Annotated in this window: 1 protein-coding gene; it reads right to left on the bottom strand. The window is 65.4% G+C overall.

The annotated features are described in order from the left end of the window. Positions 1–524 (bottom strand): CDP-diacylglycerol--glycerol-3-phosphate 3-phosphatidyltransferase (gene pgsA, locus AAE045_RS24275; RefSeq protein ID WP_455549848.1); only part of this gene is annotated, 524 nt, incomplete at its 3' end. Positions 525–526 lie beyond the last annotated feature (2 nt).

Here is a 526-nt window from a genome sequence, read left to right as displayed (position 1 = left end):
CGCTCGTCCTCGCGCAGGCTCGGCCATGCCGCGTGCAGGTACTGCAGGCCCGACCACAGCGTGAGAATCGAGGCGATGGCCAGGGTCCAGTCACCGATATGGAAGACCTGGGTACCCATCCAGATGTCCTGCATCGGGGTGTGCGGCGCCACCGAGTACAGCAGGCACAGCAGCGCGATCATCTGCGCGGTGGTTTTCACCTTGCCGATCACCGCCACGCGCACCTTCGCACGCTGGCCGATTTCGGCCATCCATTCGCGCAGTGCCGATACGGCAATCTCGCGGCCGACGATCACCGCCGCCCACACCGCCATCCACGCAGTGGGATGGCCCTGCACGATCAGGAACAGTGCCACGGCCACCATCAGCTTGTCCGCGACCGGATCGAGGAAGGCGCCGAACGCGGACTGCAGGTCGTAACGGCGGGCAATCCAGCCGTCGAGCCTGTCGGTGAGCGCGGCCAGGCCGAAGATCGCCGCGGAAGCGAAATTGGTCCACTTGTAGGGGAGATAGAACACCAGCACCA

The organism is Dryocola clanedunensis, from assembly GCF_038405435.1.
Lineage (GTDB): Bacteria > Pseudomonadota > Gammaproteobacteria > Enterobacterales > Enterobacteriaceae > Dryocola > Dryocola clanedunensis_A.
The sequence above is the reverse complement of the archived record's forward strand: the minus strand, read 5'-3'. Positions and strand labels throughout refer to the sequence as shown.